Source organism: Caballeronia sp. LjRoot34 (assembly GCF_964253815.1).
Taxonomy (GTDB): Bacteria; Pseudomonadota; Gammaproteobacteria; order Burkholderiales; family Burkholderiaceae; genus Caballeronia.
On sequence record NZ_CAXUSB020000004.1, the window covers coordinates 500,422 to 517,429 of the forward strand.

Below are 17,008 nucleotides of genomic sequence, written 5' to 3' on the forward strand. Positions count from 1 at the left end.
GGTCACCATGTTGATGCAGCAAACCCTCTCGCAACTCCGGAACCTGAAACTCGACGGCATGGCCCGCGCCTTCGAGGAACAAGCCGCACTGACCGCTAGCACCAGCCTGTCGTTCGAGGACCGGTTCGGCATGGTCGTCGAACGCGAACTGGCTTGGCGCGACACGCGCCGTCTTGAACGCCTGATGAAGGCCGCCAGGCTGAAGAACCCACAAGCCTGCATCGAGGACATCGACATCCGGCAAAGCCGCGGCTTGGACCAGCGCGTGGTTGCCACGCTCGCTAGTTGCGACTGGATCCGCAACGCCCAGAACATCATCCTGAGTGGACCGACCGGCGCCGGTAAAACCTGGATCGCGTGCGCCTTTGCGCAGCAGGCATGCCGCCAAGGGTTCTCCGCGTTATACGTGCGCGCTGCGCGCCTGTTCGAAGAGTTGCGCATCGCCCATGGCGACGGCAGCTTCACACGCCGTCTCGCTCAACTCGCCAAGATTGACGTGCTATTGCTGGACGACTGGGGACTGCAGGAACTCGATCAGGGCGCGCGAAACGACCTACTCGAAGTGATCGACGACCGCGTGGGCTCGCGCTCGACGATCATCACCTCGCAGTTGCCCCTTGAACATTGGCATGCGTGGTTGCAAGACCCCACGCTCGCCGACGCAATCCTCGACCGGCTCGTGCATCAAGCGCATAGGCTTCCAATAAAAGGCGATTCGATGCGAAAGACCAACGCAAAGCAATCCGACTCATCCCCATCGTGATCACCTTCGTTATAATTCTCTGACCGCGCAACACCAACTTCCAAACTGATCACGTTCACCGAAACGGCTGATCACCATCGCCGAAATCCGCAACCAGATCAATGTCGATAACGCGATCGCATCGTTATCCACTTATGTGGGGCATGTTCGCGTCACCGACACCTATTGGTATGTCAGCACCGTCCCTGAACTGATGGCGTTGGTCTCTCAACGCTTCGAAGGTTACGCCCGGGAGATTTCAAATGACTAGTTCCGATCCAGCAGTACGCTTCTCGACCTTGATTCAGCAGTTCTTTATGGACCGTCTGATCGAGCAGCGCAACGTAAGTCCTCGCACTGTGGCCAGTTACCGCGATACCTTCCGGTTGCTGTTCAGCTTCGCGGAGAATGACTTGAACAAGCCACCGCATAAGCTCCGGTTAGTCGACTTCAATGCAGAGCTGATTCTCGCTTTCCTCAAATATCTGGAGACTACACGTCACAACGCGATCCGCAGCCGGAACGCGCGGCTGGCTGCGATCCGGTCTTTTGCCCACTATGCAGCGTTACAGGAGCCTTCGGCGCTGCCCGGGCTTCAGCGCGTGCTGGCCATTCCCATGAAACGCTTCGACAGACCAATGGTTGGTTTCCTCAGTCGAGAAGAAATGCAATGCATCCTTGCAGCTCCTGCTGCAAACAGTTGGTGCGGTCAGCGCGATCAGGTTATGCTGGCTACGCTCTACAACACAGGTGCACGGGTCTCTGAACTCATAGCCATGCGCGTCAGGGATGTCGTACTGGACCGCGGCGCCTGCGCAAACCTGCACGGCAAAGGACGAAAGGAGCGGACCGTGCCACTGTGGGCGGGCACCGCGAAACAAATCCGCCGCTGGCTACACCAGATTAATCCAGATCCGGATCAGTGGCTTTTTCCTAATCGTGCTGGCGGCCAGATGACCCGGTCGGGCGTAACTGACAGACTGAAGGTGGCTGCGACTGGCGCTTCAATCCGCTGTCCGCAACTCAAGACGCGAAGCGTCACTCCACACATCGTTCGACACGCCACGGCCATGCACATGCTTCAGGCTGGTGTAGATGTCACGTTGATTGCCTTGTGGCTTGGCCATGAAAGTGCCGCCACCACCCATATGTACATCGAAGCCGATCTCGCCATGAAACAGCGGGCACTGAACGCCATTCAGGCACCGCAATTCAAACAGCACCGGTTTCGTCCGCCGAAAGATATTCTCGCCTTTCTTGATGGCCTGTGATTATGCTTGCTTCGTGGGTCACCCTCATTAGCCACTTAGCATGAACGTATCGCGTTTCCGAACCCCTCCGAAGAAACGTCCGGCCCTCGGCGGTCGGACGCACGACTGACGTCAAGGCGCAGAAAGTAGGACTCTGCATAATTCCGTCACGAGGATAAGAAAGACTATGGATTCGAATCCATAGTCTTTCGATGACGTTGTTGTCTACGGGGGCTTGACCGTACATCGCGTAACGGCTTAGGTACGGCCACTGATTCCGACAGTAGCTGATCGCCTTGCCAAGCAGACTTTCGGGCAACACCTTGGGCGCCAGTTCGTCGAGCCACGCCTTGAAGCTGTTCAGCAGCGGGACACTATGCTGCTGGCGCAGACGGTGCCTGTAGCCGACGCGTGTTTCGCCGTCGGGCAATTCGCCCTTGGCGAGCGCTTCGACCTGATACAACGCCTGGAAGTATTCGAGCGCCTTGGCAACACGTGGACTGGGCTTGTTCTTCTGCCCCTTGAGGACGTCGGTAAACATCCGTCTCGCGTGCGCCATGCATCCAAAGTGCGTTGCCTTTTTGAGCGTGCGCCAGGCGCTATAGCCGTCGCTCATCAACATCCCATCGTAACCGGTGAGGAACGCCTTCGGATATTCCTGGCCGCGCCCTGGCTGATACTCGAACAACACGACCGGCTCGGCGCAGTCCTCGGCACTACGGTAGCACCACATATAACTTTTGCTCTGCGCGGACTTGCCGGGCTCCTTGAGTACCTGGACCGTTGTTTCGTCACCGTGAATCAGCGGCTGCGACAGCAACGTTTGGTGAAGCGCGTCATACAGCCGACTGTAGTGCAGTTCGCTCGGCCGTATGATCCAGTTCGCGAGCGTGCCGCGCCCAATCGGTATGTTCGAGCGCGCAAGCACGTCTTCCATCCGGTACAGCGGCGTGCCGTCGACGTATTTCCCCACGGTGACGGTGGCGATCATCGTGGGACTCGCGTGGCTGCCGGGCAGTGGCTGCGCCGGCATCGGTGCAAGAACGATCGGGGTCCGCTCGGCGTGGTGCTCGCAATCCGCATCGGCAGGCATACTTGAAGCGCACGTTTTGTCGCACCGTTACCTTGACCTCGATATGCAACTGCTCGCTTACCTCTTCGCCGATACGGTGCATCGGGTTGTCGCAACTCGGGCAGCCCTTCTGGTCCTCAGGCAGATCGTATTCGATGCGTTCGCGCGGCAGGTGTGACGGCAGCGGTTTGCGGCCACGTTTGGCAGGCACGCTCGGTTCGACTGCTGGCAACCCGGTGTCGGGCAGTTCGGGCAAGTCGTAGCCCTCGTCGGCCGGCTCGGTCGCGGCGATCTGCTCGGCCTCATTGAACACGCGGTCACGGCGCTTCTCGCTCTTCGGCGCGAAACGCTGTGCCAATGCGAGGCGATACTGCTCTTCGAGCATCTCGACGCGTTTGGTCAACTCCGCGATCTGCGCGTCACGTTCGGCGATGCGCTGCGCATCCGTGCTCGCGCGCGCTTCGAGATCGCGGATATAGGTCTTGGCAGCCGGTGGCAATCGGAGGAAGTGGTGTGCGCTCATGCGTTCCACAGTAGCGAAACGCGGCCTCACGCAGGTTTACGGAAATGTGTAAATGGCGCGCACGCCGTTGTTTACCGGCAACAACCCAAGGCACCGTTCAGCTCACATGGGCGTACTGGCGCTTCGGATGGCGGTGCACAGCGTCGATATCGATGCCATCGAGCAGCCACTGGAGTTGCTCCGTCGTGAGCTCGATCACCGCCTGCTGCCGGCGAGGCCAGGCGAAATGGTCCGCCTCGAGTCTTTTCAACATAAGCCAGAATCCGGACTGATCGTAAAGCAAAAGCTTCACGCGGTTACGCCTGCGGTTATGGAAGGCGTATACGGCGCGCGCAAGCGGATCGAGTTGCATCGACTGCTCGACCAGCGTCACCAGACTGTTGATGCCGGCCCGGAAGTCGATCGGCTCACGATGCAGGAAGACCCGCAGCTCTGTATCGAAGCGAAACATCAGCGTGCTCCCAATGCGACAATCATCGCGCTCACGAGCGCGCCATCCTGGTCCGAACATGCGAGTTCAAGTTTCACGCCGTTGGGCAGCTGGGCAGACAGCCGTGCCGATGCACCTGATCGTGGCGATAAACGCGATGGCTCCGGTACTGATACGCGCTGCGCAGCGGGTGATGAAACCAGCACAGGCGCTGCGTCATCGATCGCGACGACCGGCACGAAGGCTGATGGCGCGATCGCTGCGTCACCCCTCACGGCGGCATTTGACTGTTCGCGCAGCCGAACCCATTTGTGCAACTGGTTAGCATTCACCCCCGCCTTCAGGGCTAGGCCCGACAGCGATGCTCCCGGTTCTAAGCAGGCATCGATTAACCGCTGCTTGTCGGCCGGGTCAAAGCTACGTTTGCCTCCAGCTCCAACACGCGTCACCCGCAAGGGCAAAAAGGTCAAGTCATTCTGGATCATGGATTGCGTCCGCAAGTTGTTATTGCGGACGCAATCGTGAACCGTCTTAAACATGGAAGCTACGTGTGCGGAAACTCGCGCTTACAATTTTACTTAGGCGAAATTGTCGACAAAAGGCGTGTGGGAAGAAAGGGGCGCTTGGCTCACTCGCCGCCAATTTGGGAAAGTGGCGAGCAACAACCGAGCTGCCGTTCCCTTCAAAACATGCATATTTATGCGAAATTGATCACGGCAGACCATGAGTTAAAACTTGCTGGCTTCCAGATTCTTGATTTGACGGCCGCGTTACTTGGGGAATCCGCAGCATCGAAGATCAAGACGTTTGTCTAAGCACTCGTGAAAGGTAAGGCGTTTCTGTGAATTTCAGCCATTACTTGGCCGCCCCTGTGTTCTCGGCCTATATCGGGCCGTTAAATACGACTCGGAACTCGAGACGATGTGCTGGGCTGCCATGCATTGCTCACATGCCGGCGGCCTCCCGTTAGGCCGCGTGGTTGGTTCCACGCAAAGCGCCGACGAATCAGATGAGGCTAAGGTATTTCAGAGATATGCCGTTAAAGAACTATTTAAGACGTTAAAGGCACCGTGGAATCAAGACAACTACGCAGGTGGTTCATCAAGCTAGCTAACGAAAATCGGGTTTTCGTGGCGTCGGTTGGCATTCTAGCGCTCGGCGGCATTCCAATGCTGTTCTATGCTCTTTACATAGGGCAGTTGCCAGACTTCACGCTCACCGATTTGACGGGAAATCTTATCGCGACGTTTATCACGGAGGTCGTGGTTAGTTTCACATTAGGCGGCTATTTCTTGCTCGCGGGATTCTTCGCTCGTCACGTGGTGAGTTTATTTTACCCGATAGCACTGCCGTGGTCGAAGAACGATGCCACCAAGGTGGTAGAGCAGATCGCTCAGACAAAAACCGTTGAATATCTGTTCAAGGGAAGATTCATCGTCGGAGCAACTCTTTTCTCTCTCATGATGTGGGCGAGCATATTCCTTTATCTGCTGACAAAAGACCATCCGGGCGCAAATCCGTCGACCCTGAGCTGGATGACGTTGCTAGTCGGCCTCGGCTGCGCGGCTTTTTTGACTTTGGTTGACTGGAGAGTCTTTCCGCTACCCCGGATGAAGTATGCGGTTTTAGTCTTGCTTCTTTCATCGGTTGCAACCTGGGGGCTTATGTTGGTCGACTGGCCAGCAGTCTATGTAGCGGCAAACAGTCCAGTCAAGCCCGCCCAATTCGCGTCGATGCCGCCCGCAGTAGGAGCAGATTGGGTTGCCGCGATCGTACATGGCTTGTTTACCGCAAGTAACGGGTACAAGCTCGCTGTCGCGTTTCTGATCCTTATGGTGTTGTCAGTTTTGGCGTTATGGTATCGCCAGGTTGGAACTTGGCTCAGAATTTTGACGACTCGCCGGCAGTTAAGACTTGTGTTGGCGAAAATAGCTACCACGACAGCTTTTGGTCTCTTTATCATTCTGCCGGCACTATTCATCTTGATGACCAGCAGTGATGGCGCCCCCGAACGGAATATTCTGGCGGCAATCGTTGCATGCGTGCTGATCCCAATGCTTAATTGGATGATCTTCTCAGCAAATGACGTGAAGATGAGGTTTGTGACCTTTATCTGCACAATCTTCATTTGCTTAGTGTATGTTCCCATGGTTACCAACAATCCGATTCTTTACGCAAAAGTACTCGTAAGTAAGCTTGGATTTGCAAACCTGCACGCTACGAGCGTGACTTTGTCCTCACAGCAGTGTGCGACACTTCGGCCTTATGGAGTCGACTGCGAGTCCAAGAAGGACGAAAGCATTACGATCACCGACGTCAACATACTGAATCGGATCGGAAACACGGTGCTCTTGGAGCTACTCGTCCATCATGCTGACCAGTGTGTCAGCGAGTTGGGCACACTAAGGGATTTGGACAAGGCCGACGTGCATGCTGCAATTCAGTTTCGACAACTCAATGTGTGCGATAGCTTTCTGCAAACGTCCATTGCGAAAAATTCCTGTGATCAACAGTTGATGCAGCAGGACGATGCTAGTCCATACACCGCAAAGAACCAGCTAACGTGTGTCCGCCTTAGCGTCCCGAGGGACCAACTGGTCGGATTTGCAGCCGATGGACAAAGACGATATGACGGGCGCTTTTCACAGTTTGTCGACGTTGTCAAAAGGCTAGATCTTCCTCCGGTTAGACTCCAAACACGCAAGAAGAGCAGCAAGACTACGCAGGACGGCAGATGCCGGGAGGGCGTCAATACGGGCGGCTGAGACAACCACTTACGAGGAACGTGATAGCAGTGAATCAAGAGCAAGGGGAGCGCACGAAGGTAGCTGCCGCACGACTGCTAGGAGATGCGACGCAAGGAAAATGCAGGAGAGCACGTCGAGGTGGATTGACGGTAGGCTACGGAAATCTAACTTTTTGACACCACCCTCCGTGGGTCAAGATTCAGTGCAAACCAACATATCTTTGCAAACTCATAACGCAATCCTGGTTTTACTATAGTGAACGTAATTGTACGAGCCCAAGCGTCCACGACGATGTCGATCCACTTTTTTTTGATCGCAGGTGTGGCAGAGGCTATGCCAATCACGCCGGTCCGTTTCGAGCCTGGGGTCACCCACGCCGGCAAATGTTCGATTATCTGCGCCCGAACGACCGCAATCATCAGGTCAGTACGCCGCTGCGACGAGCAAATACGCAATCGTGAAAATCAACTAGTTTGTCGGACGCATAGGCCGACCGATCCTGACTTCAATACTTGCGGTACCGTGTCGGCTCGTCTATACCGGACGTCATTCCACCCTGGAGGTCATCATGGTCGTTCCAATGGTGATGCCGCGCCTGTTCTGCGAAGTGTTCGAATGGGCCGGCGCCGTCCATGACGGCGAGTCGCAGGTTGAGCACCACGAGTTCATGCATATCGGAGCACACCTCGCCGACTGCTATGGAGATGATCCCGGTCTGTGAGAAGGCGCTCGTTGCCGTAGCGACTGAGGTCTTCAACGATGAGGGCGCTCGAGCTTGCTATCTCGCACGCGCGCGGATGCGCTCGGTTCGTTGTTTGCCAATGCAGGCTTGATGGAGGTGTGGGCGGATGGTGGATGAGTGCGTCGCTCCACGACCGATCCGGACTGTTTCGCTCTTGCACGGTTCGTCATCGAGGCAGCTGCGATCTGCCCGCTCGTAGAGTACGGTCCCGGGTTCGATCTGCGTGACTTCCACGCGGCGGTATATCGTCGTGCAACCGCTTGGGGAGTGGAATTCCGGTGACAGAAAACATTGCCTGAGAAGCTTTTTGATTCCCCGGCCTCGTCAATTCACCTACGCTGAGAAACGGAGACATCGATAACGCATCGAATACCCATGGGCGTGGAAGTGGCCGCCTTAACGCAGCTGGTATCCGCGTCGACTTTCGAACTCTCGATAGTCGCGCGCTACCGAAGGGTCGTCGTATTGCGCGGCTTCGTCAGCAGGCTGGTCTACCCCATCAAGTCCGGGCATCTCTCCGACGGTCATCAGCCACTGATTTCTCGGAATCTGCGGGGCGACGAACTGCTTCAGGTATTGATCAAGATGGCCAGAGTTGGGTGACTCAATCTCTGCCGTGAGCGCTGTCAGATACGGGAGCTTGTTTGTCTTCGTCCAGTCGATCGACATCCCAGCCCTGAAGCAAAGTTCTGCATGAACCAGCAACATCGCGCGGCCATTCCCGTCGAGGAACGGATGCCCATATGCGAACATGCCCATGATGAAGCCAGGCCGCTTCATCATCTGCTGTGCATCGTGACCATGCCTCAGCCCATCTTCGATGGCAAGGCGGCAGTCACGCGGATGGCAAAAGAATACTGACCCCTTGGTGATGGCCCTCTCGGGCAGCACCTCGGCGCGATCCTTCCCTGCCCAAGAGGGATACAACGCTTCAAACAGAAGTCGATGGACTTCAAGGAAATCCCCGTATTCAATACGCTGGCAATCCGCGAGGAAGGCCAACGCGGTGGGCAATTGAGCCCGAAACAAATTGTGTTCGGCGGCTTTTACGATCTCGAGGTCTTTCTCGGCATAGGTGTTCCGTAAATAACCGGCCGTCTCGAAATCTCCGAAAGGATCAAACATGCTTTGTCGCGCGATGGTGTTCCATCGTGAGCTTCACCATCTCATTCGGCGAGAGCTTGCCCGCTCGTGTTAATGCGACGAGCAAATCGTCCGTAGCGTCACTATTAATGTCATCGCCGGCGAGACGGGTTACCGCGCTGGCCCACTGGTCAGCCAATGTCGGCTCGAATGCGACCCCTGCCTGCTTGGCAAGATTTTTTACTACGCGCGCAGCCTGCGTCAGGCGAGAACGCTTTCGTCGCTTGACCGATAGATGAAGTTCGCGGGTTTCCACAGTAGCCGCCGCCAGGAGCGCATCACGTCCCACCTCGGCCAGCTTGGACGGCTTAGCGTACACGCCGCGCGCTAAACGGGTGATAACACCCTTTGCACATAGTCTGGTGAGGGCCACTGACACCTGGCTCGGGCTACCGAAAGCTCGAACGTGCCGCCGCAGCAGCAACCCATTGCGGCGAGGGCGAACAGCTTGCAAGATTCGTTTCTCGATGTCCATGCGGTTATTATACATCAACCGATAAATCTCTTCTAGATCATAGCGTTACCGTATTTTTACATGCCGGCGCTTAATGGGGTTGGCGGAGGTACCCGTATACAAGAAATCGGCCCAGGCCTCGGCTTCTTCCATCGACACGGCGCGGCCCCGTTAACGTCGTCCAAACCTTCCCGAATGAGGCGTCTCAGTTCCGAGTTTGGCGCGATGTCCGCGATCAATGCCCGTTCGACCACCCTGTGTTTGGGCCTTCTATTTGCGCGGCGAGCGCGCCTATGTTCCAGGCTGAGAAGTCGGCCCCTGCACTGAAATGATTTTGCTCATTCGGGACATGTTCGCCTCGCTTTCAAATAGTGCTGTAGCCGTACGGACACTTCGCACGAGGTGAGCGCTGACCGGCAGGGCGGACGCAAAAAAGCTAGCAGTCCGGCAGCAAAAATGCACGCGTATGCCTCTCGGCGGGAAAGCCAAAGCGCTGCGCCGACTTATCTGGAGTTTTACGCGCGATCCGGATACCGGACTACCGTCGGCCACATTGTCGGCAAATGGGCAATGGCATCCGCGGCTCTTGATGGCAACCAAGGAGCATGTAGCGGCGTTGCTCGATGGGGTGAATTCCGAAGTCGGTCGTATTGGCTATGTCGCTGTCACGCGCGCAAGGAACCTCCTGTGGCTAGGCGTCCCGGCCAACGCCTTGAAGGAGCTTCAGCCAGCCTTGTTGGCCAGTGGTTTCCGGGAAATGATCCCATAGCCGCCGCTGAGTGCGAACGCGTGTTCACGGCAATGTCGAAAGTTTAGGAAACAGATCCGCCATTTCCGCGATTCTTGCGAGACGATAGGACTTTCCCACAGCGCACCGTTGATCCGCCGAACACGCGCTGTATCATGGTGACCTACAGCGAGGGAAAAAGAATGGCGCGCGACGCCACCTATAGCTTTCTGACCTATTCCGAGAAAACCCGGCCGAACAATCCGTCGGGATTGGATATTGCATTGCAGATTTGGTCATATTTGACGCAACAACTTGACCTTATTGATGCTCAATCGCCCAAAGTTCGGCCCCACGAACGGCGCAACGTCCCAAGCAGTGACCAAGAGAGTTCGCCATGAACCCAAAGCGGCGCACCGCGCAAATTGAGATTCTGGCCCAAGGGATAACACGCATCGGCCCTGAGTTTGAGCGGTTTGGCGCCGTGTTCATGGACGCTCTGCTGGGAGTGCCAATGACGCACGCGGGCACCAATCTCTTAGGCTACCCGGTTTCCGGCGTGGTCGATTCCGTCAGCGATGACGAGTGTGTGGCGGTCGAGTACTCCGATCGGGCGAACTATTTCGACGGCGAAATGAAGAAGGCCGAGGAGGATCTGACCAAAGCCTTGGGCGACAAGCCGAAAGCTGCAGAAATTTTCTTACTGTCCGGGACGCAGCGACGGCCTCAGAAGGCCGACACGTTCCATAAGGTTGTGATGGCGCGGCCCCAGATGCTGGGCAGGACGCTCCATATTTGGGGAAACGAGGAGATCGCCGCCAAGATCATCGACCATTTGATTTTCAGCGACGAGGTGGTACGGCGGCTTTCGCATTACTTGCCCGACCTCCAGCGGCTCTGGGATGAGGAGGCAGCGAGCGCTCTTACGCCGAGTCCCGAGGCCGCCAGCCTGTTACGCGCGGATGTGGACTGTGAGCTTTCCCGGCGGCTTGCCATCATGCCGGTCGTCGCCATCGCCGGTATGGCTGGGCTTGGAAAATCGCATGCTGCAGCTGCTTTCGCGAAGAAGCACAGTGACGAATACGATCTGGTCGTTTGGCTTAAGGCTGGGGAATGCAAGCAAATCGAAGACCTCAAGTCGCTGCCGCTGATCCGGGCAGGCGAAACACGCAACATCACTGCACTCCTCAAGACCCGGGCTTGCCTGTTGGTGATTGACGACGCAGATCCGGGCCTTGCGAGCGGTCAGCTCTCGACGCTATGCGGGCCGAGATCGCACATCATCCTGACTCAGCGCCACCGGAGCATTCAAGCCTACGATCTTCCGCTCCTTGCCGAAGACGAAGCTAGAACCATCTTGGACCAGGCTGGCACGCCGTGTCCCGAAGACATCTTTCGCACTATCTGGTCGACCGTGGGCGGCCATCCCCTGAGCCTAAATCTGCTGCGGGCGACCGTTCAGCAGCAAAACGCCAACTGGGCCGAAATTGCGCTCGATTGTTGCGTAGTGGGTGAGCTTCCTGACGACAAGGGACAGCGCCTGGCCGACCGAATGCTGGCACGCCTGCGTCCGATGCTGCAACGGGAGCTTTCCGTCTTTCAATGGGCCGCGCTTGCGGCGGTCAACCAGGATTTTCTTTTTGAAGTGCTCGCGCCCGTAGGAGTGCGAAAGCTACGAGACGCGGGCCTGACCGCCACTGACCGTTCCGGTACCGTGCGTTTGCATGACATCGTCTTCGCATCCGTGCAGGGTGGGACTTGGTGTGACGACGCGCGGAGCGCCGAGCTTACCGGCGCATTGGAAATCTACCTGACTACGACCGCGAGCACAGCAGGATTGCAGTTCTGGGCCATCGCGCGCAGCCTGAGATCCAAGCTTGAGAAACTGATCGCCTCCGGCGACCGCCGTACCGCGTTTCTCTACGCGCTTCTGTCGGTGTGGGAAACAACCGAAATTCGTCGAGACCTCGTGGGTGAGCCGCTCGAAGACGCCAAGGCGTTGATGGGGCAAAAACGCGACGAACTTGCCGTCATCGCCGTCATCGAGGCGGTCGAGCAGTTCTACCTGCTCGATAAGCATGACGGAGACGAGGTCGCCCGGCAACGTCTAGACGGGCGTATGCCAACGTTTGACGTTCTGGCGGAGCTCACCGACCCGACCGATCTCGAACGTGCTCAGATCCAACACCACAAGGGAAAGGCGCTAAAGCGGCTGGGCCGCGCGTCCGAAGCGGCGGCCCTTTTCGAGGCCGTGCTAGCCGGGCCTTGCCGCTTGGAAGAGGCGCGCTTGCAACTAATCGACATTTACCGGAAGGACCCTGAAAAGACATCGGAGACGATCGCCCTGGTCGATGGTATCTTCGAAAAGCTCGCCGGTAACCGCGAGGTGACCTTCTCGGTGTTGCTGGGCGTTATCGAACGACTTCCCGCCGGCCACGGAAATTGGCGCAACGACATCATCGCCCGACATGCCGCGGCGATCGAGAAGACAATCGTCGATGCGGCTAATCTTGGTGTGGGTCAGGCGTTCAGTGCTTTTGCGCCGCTCGGACGTTTCTTGTCCGGCGAAAACCCCGCTCTTTTCACCGCCATCTTCCGTCAGTTGCCTGAACCGGGTGTCGAGAGCCTCGACAGCGATAGTGATCGCTTCGCTTGGGCCGAGATTTATGCCGAGGCCGCCAAGCTTCCCGGCTGCGATCGGGACCGGCTTCGAGCCAAGGCGTTGACCCTTTACGAGGCCCTAGCCAAGCCCGTTGCCTTTCGCCAGCAAAGACAGGCCGAACTGCTGATTGACATGGGGCGCCCCGGTGACGGCGAGGCAATGCTGAAGATGCAACAGCACTTGGCCGAAAGCGAATGGCTGCAGCGACTCATGGCGCGCGCCCGCTTGGTGCAGGGGGATGCGCAAGATGCCCTGAACTGGATCGAATCAGCGCTCAAACGATTGAGGGCGGAACACTTTCGCAGCGAGTTCTTAGAATTGCGCTACGACATTCGCACGGCTTTGAGCGAGGCTAATGCTGGTGCGGACTTGCTCGCGGCGCGCGCGGTCAGTCAAAAGGTAGGCGAAGCCGCCAGGCTCGACGAGCGAATTCGCGCGGCTGGCCTATCGATGTAGAGTCCGTCGGGGCCGTGAGAATTTCAGCCTGTGCAGACAGTTTGATTGCGTTGGCAATACACGGCATGAAAACATCAGCTTACCCGCTGCCAGTCCACCGCTACCTTGATGCATGCGAGCTCGCGTACTGTCTTGGCCTTTCGTCGCGCGCCATCCTTCTGCGCGCAGAACGCCGCGTTCAGCTGCTTTCACCGCGTGCCGAATCCTACGCCGCGTAAGTCGCCTATTCGAGAATGTCGAGCCAATCCTTGGGTACAAGGTAGTCGTTTCCACGCCACTCTTCAGCCAATGAGACCGCTTCAAGTTGGTCCCACACATCCGGACCCGCATGGTCGAGTACGATTATTTGTAGTTTTCCCTTGAAATGGGCAGCGAGCTTGCCCATGGCCTCAAAGAAGCGGCGGATCGATGCAACGTCTTCGTCACCGATGTCGTCCTCTTCACTTTGCGCGGTGGGTCGCGTCAACCGCTGGGGGAAATAGACTTGGCTTGGCTGGTCGAAAATGATTAGCGCCGGTACCGGCGAATGAAGTTGCCGGAGGAAGAATACGTGAAGAGCCAGAATCGCAGCCACGTGATATGAGAGCCAGTTTGCCCCACTACCCAGATGCCATAAAAAATCTTCGCGACCGGCGTCATCTCGCACGCCGACTGTGAGTTCTTTAATGTCGAGGCGCGCTGGAGCATCTTTACGTTCGACATCGAGCTTCGCAGCGATTCTGGTTATGTCTTTCGAAACACGGGCCGTTGCAGCATCAAGCTTGAGCGCGTACTGCTGCTCGGAAAGGGATTTCCGTAGGTCTTCGATACTATCGTTCAGCTTTTCAAGTTCTTCGTTCAATCCACCCGGTGCAGAGCGCGCCGAAAATAGCTCAAGCGCCTGCTCGACGCGGCCTAGGAAACGGGCAACACGTGCTGACGTCTGTTCTCCTTCCCGGATCGCTTTCGAGCGTGATTCGATTGCTCGCTTTCGAATCCGGACCGCTTTCAGTTGGTCTTCAAGCAGCGACAATTTGGATTTGACGTCGACGAGATCACGGTCCAGTACAGGTGGCGCCATCGAGACGGTATGCGTTTCGTTCTCAATCGTGGCCAGCGCGTCACACAGTTGCTCAAGCTCACCGCTCGACGACGTCATCGCACTATCGCAAATTGGGCAGCGGGCGCCATCATTTGACAACGTTCGCAGCCATCGCGAGACGCCGAGGCGGGCAGCCTGACTGTCTAGCGCTCCCTTGTAATAACCCACTGTGCCGCGGACCGCAGTAATCTGATTCAGGCGATGCCGCGCTACGCTCAAGTCAAGAACAATCTTCGACTCTTCAGTCTGCAGCGCCGCGTATTCATCCGCTGATGCGCCCGTGCCCTGCGCAGAGAAGCCATTCCCTTCTTCTCCAGCAGCGAGAACCTTTTCCAGAGCAACGATGAGGGTTTCTTCGGTGGCTTCCAAGGCATCTCCACGGAGCAAGCCTAGTTCGCGCGCCTCCGTGACCCACACTTGCAAGTTAGCAAGCCAGGTCGCAGAAACTGTGTCATGCGCTGCACGTTCTCGTTCCTTGCGACGGAGTTCTCGCAGGAGATTTTCGAGCTCCCATTTTTTTGCGAGACGCTCAGCGGTCGTTGCTCCGAGTACATACGGGAAAATCGTTCGTACTTTTTCGCGATGTTCGTTAGTGTCAGCCCTGAAGTACAGGACGTCGGGGTTGGCGACGATATTCTGAGGTTGAAAGCAGAACGCCAAGGTGTCGCGAAAACTGGGGCGTCCTTGAAAGCCACTTCGAGGCTCTTCCGGATCGAAGCCCAAATTCGAGAGACCGGCTAGTCTGTCCAGAAGGTGTTTGACCGCCTGCCGGGTTGTGTTCTTCTTTGGAGTATCCGTCGGCACGTCAAGCACCGAGTCCTCAAGCAGCATCATCTCGTCGGTGCTTTGCTGTTTTCCAGGTTCCCGGCGTGCGAATATTTTTTCCCCTTCGCTCGTTTGAACCCGGATACCGAACCACGCGCAAGCTTCGCGAATTGTGCCCGCGGGGATGGCGCAGAGTCGCGACCCGAGGCAGTAGTCGACAATCGGGATGACCGATGATTTTCCGCGCTTCGATGCTCCACTGATGACGTTAACCTTACCTGGCTCGAACGGGACCCGGCGTGGTGGAAGGCCGGCGGCTTTTGGCCAAAGAATGACTTCAAGGATTTGCAGTTGCACGATTACAGTTCCAGACGAAGCGCGAAGCAGAGTTCACGAAGCGATGTTTGCTGGGCCCAGACGCCAAGCTTTTCGGCTGCTGATGTGAGCGGAGAGACTTCGGGCTTTTGGGAATGAGGTGGGGTTGTACTGCGCGGCCACACTGTCGCGGTCGCTGGCGTCAAACTTACGAGGCCGGTTGAGATGCCGATTGCAAGCGAACGACGGGATAGGTCGAGCATTGCCTTAGCGCGTTCCTGAATCGATAGCAGGAGGTCTGCCTGTTTGTCGAATTTGCTCTCGAATTTCCGGATGCCAGATGATTTGTAGGTGCTGCCTATCACCTCGCGCAAATCCTCATTGAATACCAGCGGCAACACCAGGAACGCGAGAATCATAGGGGCTCCGTCGGTCTTGCCGCTTGCGGAGTAAAAGCCGCAGACCGAACGCCAGATTAGTGTCGCGCCAAGCGCAGGGTTCTGGATTGCATCGATTTCATCAAGCAGCATGCGCTTGGTCCTTTGTTGAAACTAACAGGTTTGCGAAGTCCGGGTGCCATCCGATGTGCAGTGAGTTCGCCAACTTATGGAAACTCCCCGGCGTGAAGTGACTCGGGACGTGCTTCCCCTGCAGATCAATGTTCGCTTCTAGGCAGCTTGAGAGTAGGGTGATTCCCACCTCGACCGGTTCTCGTCCCCGCAATTGAACATTTACCGCGGAACGCTTGGCACGCCATGTGCGAGTAAGAGCCGCCTCGTATTCGAGCATGCTGCTGCGGTGGACGTATCCTCTCTTCGCCCATTCGACGCGATCCGTGGACGCCATCAAGTACGTGTTGATTGCGTCGAAGACAAGATCCATGTCGGCGTTGATGAGTTGAAGTTGATGTACATAAGTCTCACCCAAAAACTCCACCTGTATTTCGTCGTCTGTCGGAAGCTCTGCGAAAGACGGAAGTACCGTGTCGGCACGGTCGAATTTGCGAACGGCAGCCAAATACTCCACAAAGAAATCGTCGCGACCAATCGACACTGCCCGCCTGTTCTGAATCTGTTTGAATGTCGTCGTTCGAATCCAGCCGGCAAGTTGATTCAATATTTGCGGAACGTTTTCGGCGCCCACAGGCGCGTTACCGATTTCGGCGGCAATCTCCTCGTATGGCGAACCGATACCGCATTCCAACGTAAATGAGCGAATTATGTCCGCGAGCGCTGCGTCCTTTGCAGACAGGACGACATTAAGGTATTTCCCAAGCGACTCTGGAATCAACACTTTCTTCTCGAAATCTGGCTTTGTTCCCCAGAACTGCGTTCGCAACCAAGCGATTAACGCTTTTGCCTCTTGCAGACCCTGGCAATCGCTCATCTTCTGAGCGACTTTCCCCTTGTATGGCTGTGCGACGTACAAAATGAACTTCGTTCCTGGCGGAATATAGCCACTACGCCGCCCCTCAAGCCAGTTCGCAAATGTTTTCCAAAGGTCAACTGCGTGGTCGCTGATCGGGTTGTGAGCTAGCCCACTTTTATCCTGCTCGGCAAAGGACTCGCCCGCCTTCACGCCCGACACATCGTCGACCCATTCCAACGCGACGGTATCCCCCGAATGAGACCGCAATAGATGATGAAGAAAGCGGGCCTCCTGAACTCCATAACCGTACAACTGACCAAGCGCCGGTTTCGGCGCACCATTTGGTCTTTTTGCCATGTTACCCCCGAGGGTTAGCGCCAACTGGCCCGTGATGTCGGTGTTATTCAAACAAAGGCGGGAAGCTTTCAACCAATAATCGTGCGCGGATTATGTATTTCAAGAGACAAATAGGCAAACTAATGCTCCATGAGCGGGAAGCGCTCATCATCTCCGGCGAATCCTCGCGCTTCA

Annotated in this window: 14 protein-coding genes and 1 pseudogene; 7 read left to right on the top strand and 8 right to left on the bottom strand. The window is 56.7% G+C overall.

Annotated features, from left to right (window positions below):
* The first annotated feature begins 7 nt into the window (after window positions 1–7).
* Window positions 8–763: an IS21-like element helper ATPase IstB gene (gene istB / locus ACSQ36_RS42840; RefSeq protein WP_436186934.1), complete on the top strand. Its 756-nt coding sequence runs from the start codon at window positions 8–10 to the stop codon at window positions 761–763.
* A 242-nt stretch (window positions 764–1,005) separates the two neighbouring features.
* A complete protein-coding gene (locus ACSQ36_RS42845) occupies window positions 1,006–2,013 on the top strand; it encodes a tyrosine-type recombinase/integrase (protein WP_436186935.1) in 1,008 nt (335 codons plus the stop codon).
* Window positions 2,014–2,197: 184 nt separating this feature from the next.
* Here the strand turns inward: ACSQ36_RS42845 and tnpC are convergent.
* The 3 genes and pseudogenes from tnpC to tnpA all read right to left on the bottom strand — a co-directional run.
* Window positions 2,198–3,587, bottom strand: a pseudogene (tnpC, locus tag ACSQ36_RS42850) (IS66 family transposase); the annotation flags it as partial.
* Between the two features lie 97 nt (window positions 3,588–3,684).
* A complete protein-coding gene (gene tnpB, locus ACSQ36_RS42855) occupies window positions 3,685–4,038 on the bottom strand; it encodes an IS66 family insertion sequence element accessory protein TnpB (protein ID WP_436186936.1) in 354 nt (117 codons plus the stop codon).
* On the bottom strand, window positions 4,038–4,502 hold the full coding sequence (tnpA, locus tag ACSQ36_RS42860) for an IS66-like element accessory protein TnpA (protein ID WP_436186937.1): 465 nt from the start codon (window positions 4,500–4,502) through the stop codon (window positions 4,038–4,040). The genes tnpB and tnpA overlap by 1 nt, the downstream gene beginning before the upstream one ends.
* Window positions 4,503–4,538: 36 nt before the next feature.
* Here tnpA and ACSQ36_RS42865 point away from each other — a divergent pair, with 36 nt between their 5' ends.
* The 3 genes from ACSQ36_RS42865 to ACSQ36_RS42875 all read left to right on the top strand — a co-directional run bounded on the left by ACSQ36_RS42865 (window position 4,539) and on the right by ACSQ36_RS42875 (window position 7,485).
* A complete protein-coding gene (locus tag ACSQ36_RS42865; RefSeq protein ID WP_436186938.1) occupies window positions 4,539–4,832 on the top strand; it encodes a hypothetical protein in 294 nt (97 codons plus the stop codon).
* 315 nt (window positions 4,833–5,147) lie between these two features.
* Complete coding sequence (locus ACSQ36_RS42870; RefSeq protein ID WP_436186939.1) at window positions 5,148–6,782, top strand: hypothetical protein; 1,635 nt, start codon at window positions 5,148–5,150, stop codon at window positions 6,780–6,782.
* Between the two features lie 550 nt (window positions 6,783–7,332).
* Entirely contained in the window at window positions 7,333–7,485 is a 153-nt protein-coding gene (locus ACSQ36_RS42875) for a hypothetical protein (protein WP_436186940.1), read from the top strand.
* 417 nt (window positions 7,486–7,902) lie between these two features.
* Here ACSQ36_RS42875 and ACSQ36_RS42880 read toward each other — a convergent pair whose 3' ends face one another.
* Together ACSQ36_RS42880 and ACSQ36_RS42885 are read right to left on the bottom strand one after the other, a co-directional pair.
* Window positions 7,903–8,631 (bottom strand): Fic family protein, encoded by a 729-nt coding sequence (locus tag ACSQ36_RS42880; protein ID WP_436186941.1) that lies wholly within the window; start codon window positions 8,629–8,631, stop codon window positions 7,903–7,905.
* A complete protein-coding gene (locus tag ACSQ36_RS42885) occupies window positions 8,624–9,124 on the bottom strand; it encodes a DUF6088 family protein (RefSeq protein WP_436186942.1) in 501 nt (166 codons plus the stop codon). The genes ACSQ36_RS42880 and ACSQ36_RS42885 overlap by 8 nt, the downstream gene beginning before the upstream one ends.
* Before the next feature lie 882 nt (window positions 9,125–10,006).
* On the opposite strand from ACSQ36_RS42885, the gene ACSQ36_RS42890 reads away from it, so the two are divergent.
* On the top strand, window positions 10,007–10,231 hold the full coding sequence (locus ACSQ36_RS42890) for a hypothetical protein (protein WP_436186943.1): 225 nt from the start codon (window positions 10,007–10,009) through the stop codon (window positions 10,229–10,231).
* Window positions 10,228–12,948, top strand: coding sequence for an NB-ARC domain-containing protein (locus tag ACSQ36_RS42895; protein WP_436186944.1), 2,721 nt, complete (start codon window positions 10,228–10,230; stop codon window positions 12,946–12,948). The genes ACSQ36_RS42890 and ACSQ36_RS42895 overlap by 4 nt, the downstream gene beginning before the upstream one ends.
* 223 nt (window positions 12,949–13,171) lie before the next feature.
* Here ACSQ36_RS42895 and ACSQ36_RS42900 read toward each other — a convergent pair whose 3' ends face one another.
* Genes ACSQ36_RS42900 through ACSQ36_RS42910 form a run of 3 tightly spaced genes read right to left on the bottom strand, consistent with a single transcriptional unit; the run spans window position 13,172 to window position 16,906 of the window.
* Window positions 13,172–15,151 carry a DUF3732 domain-containing protein gene (locus ACSQ36_RS42900; RefSeq protein ID WP_436186945.1) on the bottom strand — a complete coding sequence of 660 codons (1,980 nt, stop codon included), beginning with the start codon at window positions 15,149–15,151 and terminating at the stop codon, window positions 13,172–13,174.
* 2 nt (window positions 15,152–15,153) lie between these two features.
* Complete coding sequence (locus ACSQ36_RS42905; protein WP_436186946.1) at window positions 15,154–15,639, bottom strand: three component ABC system middle component; 486 nt, start codon at window positions 15,637–15,639, stop codon at window positions 15,154–15,156.
* Window positions 15,629–16,906: an ABC-three component system protein gene (locus ACSQ36_RS42910; RefSeq protein WP_436186947.1), complete on the bottom strand. Its 1,278-nt coding sequence runs from the start codon at window positions 16,904–16,906 to the stop codon at window positions 15,629–15,631. The genes ACSQ36_RS42905 and ACSQ36_RS42910 overlap by 11 nt, the downstream gene beginning before the upstream one ends.
* Window positions 16,907–17,008: the final 102 nt, after the last annotated feature.

Excerpts from the sequence above, each read along its gene's own strand:
- ACSQ36_RS42845 (WP_436186935.1), top strand. The coding sequence starts at position 1,006 with ATGACTAGTTCCGATCCAGCAGTACGCTTCTCGACCTTGATTCAGCAG.
- istB (WP_436186934.1), top strand. The coding sequence starts at position 8 with ATGTTGATGCAGCAAACCCTCTCGCAACTCCGGAACCTGAAACTCGAC.
- ACSQ36_RS42875 (WP_436186940.1), top strand. The coding sequence starts at position 7,333 with ATGGTCGTTCCAATGGTGATGCCGCGCCTGTTCTGCGAAGTGTTCGAA.
- ACSQ36_RS42890 (WP_436186943.1), top strand. The coding sequence starts at position 10,007 with ATGGTGACCTACAGCGAGGGAAAAAGAATGGCGCGCGACGCCACCTAT.
- tnpB (WP_436186936.1), bottom strand. The coding sequence starts at position 4,038 with ATGTTTCGCTTCGATACAGAGCTGCGGGTCTTCCTGCATCGTGAGCCG.
- ACSQ36_RS42880 (WP_436186941.1), bottom strand. The coding sequence starts at position 8,631 with ATGTTTGATCCTTTCGGAGATTTCGAGACGGCCGGTTATTTACGGAAC.
- ACSQ36_RS42885 (WP_436186942.1), bottom strand. The coding sequence starts at position 9,124 with ATGGACATCGAGAAACGAATCTTGCAAGCTGTTCGCCCTCGCCGCAAT.
- ACSQ36_RS42895 (WP_436186944.1), top strand. The coding sequence starts at position 10,228 with ATGAACCCAAAGCGGCGCACCGCGCAAATTGAGATTCTGGCCCAAGGG.
- tnpA (WP_436186937.1), bottom strand. The coding sequence starts at position 4,502 with ATGATCCAGAATGACTTGACCTTTTTGCCCTTGCGGGTGACGCGTGTT.
- ACSQ36_RS42905 (WP_436186946.1), bottom strand. The coding sequence starts at position 15,639 with ATGCTGCTTGATGAAATCGATGCAATCCAGAACCCTGCGCTTGGCGCG.